Origin of the sequence: Nonomuraea deserti, assembly GCF_004348685.1 — a bacterium.
In the GTDB taxonomy this organism is placed as follows: Bacteria; Actinomycetota; Actinomycetes; order Streptosporangiales; family Streptosporangiaceae; genus Nonomuraea; species Nonomuraea deserti.
On the sequence record NZ_SMKO01000409.1, the window covers coordinates 1 to 1,322 of the forward strand.

General features: G+C 68.8%; 1 protein-coding gene. It reads left to right on the plus strand.

Going from position 1 to position 1,322, the window contains the following annotated elements:
- Window positions 1-51: 51 nt before the first annotated feature.
- Window positions 52-1,295, plus strand: a protein-coding gene (locus E1292_RS50380) for an IS3 family transposase (protein WP_132606873.1) whose coding sequence is annotated in 2 segments (ribosomal slippage) — window positions 52-334 and window positions 334-1,295 — 1,245 coding nt in all. Because the reading frame shifts where the segments join, the coding sequence is not laid out codon by codon here.
- Window positions 1,296-1,322 lie beyond the last annotated feature (27 nt).

Genomic DNA, 1,322 nt, shown 5'->3' on the forward strand with positions numbered 1-1,322 from the left:
TGAATCGCCCCGGGTTCGGTGGAGACTTGATCTCTTGAGAGGATCGAGTCCATGCCTGGTAAGTCTCCCTACCCCGCCGAGCTGCGCCGCCGAGCGGTGCGGATGGTCGCCGAGGTGCGGCCGGATTACCCGACCGAGTGGGCCACGATCAACGCGGTCGCGACCAAGCTCGGCATCGGCACCGCGGAGACACTGCGCACCTGGGTCCGTCAGGCCCAGATCGACGAGGGCAGCCGGCCCGGCCGCACCACGGATGAGTCGGCCGAGCTGAAGCGGCTGCGCCGGGAGAACGCCGAACTGCGGCGGGCCAACGAGATCCTGAAGGCCGCCTCGGCTTTCTTCGCGGCCGAGCTCGACCGGCCACACACGCACTCGTGACCTTCATCGACCAGCACGCCGACGTGTTCGGTGTCGAGCCGATCTGCCGTGTCCTGACCGAGCACGGCTGCCCGATGTCCACCAGCACCTACTACGCCGCCAAAAGCCGCCTGCCCTCGGCCCGCACGGTGCGCGACGCCGAACTGGACGAACACATCACCCGCATCCACGCCGCCAACTACGGCGTCTACGGCGCCCGCAAGGTCTGGCAACAGCTGCTGCGCGAGGGGCATCGGGTGGCCCGCTGCACCGTCGAACGCCGCATGCGCGCGCTCGGCCTGCAAGGCGCGCGCCGAGGCAAGAAGATCCGCACCACGACGCCCGATCCCGGGCACGAGCGGGCGGCCGACCGGCTGCGGCGCGACTTCACCGCCACCCGGCCGAACGCCGCCTGGGTGGCCGACTTCACCCACGTGACGGCCTGGTGCGGGCTGGTCTACGTCGCGTTCGTCGTCGACGTCTACTCCCGGGCGATCGTCGGCTGGGCCGCCTCCCTGACCAAGCACACCACCCTCGTGCTGGACGCCCTGGACATGGCGTTGTGGCGGCGCGAGCGCACCGGCCACCCGGCCGGGCCGGGACTGATTCATCACTCGGACGCGGGCAGTCAATATACGTCTTTCCGGTTCACCACCCATCTGCTGGCGGCCGGCATCGACGCCTCCGTCGGCACGGTCGGCGACGCGCTCGACAACGCCCTGATGGAATCGCAGATCGGCTTGTACAAGACCGAGCTGATCAAGCTCCGAGGTCCCTGGCGCAGCCTGGCCGACGTGGAACTGGCCACCGCCGAATGGCTGGCCTGGTTCAACACCACCCGCCTGCACTCAGCCATCGGCCACCTCCCGCCCGAGGAGTTCGAGGCGATCTACTACGCTCAGCACCATCCCAACGAAGCCCTAGCAATCAACCGCTGAGGTCTCCATCAAAGCCGGGGCGATTCA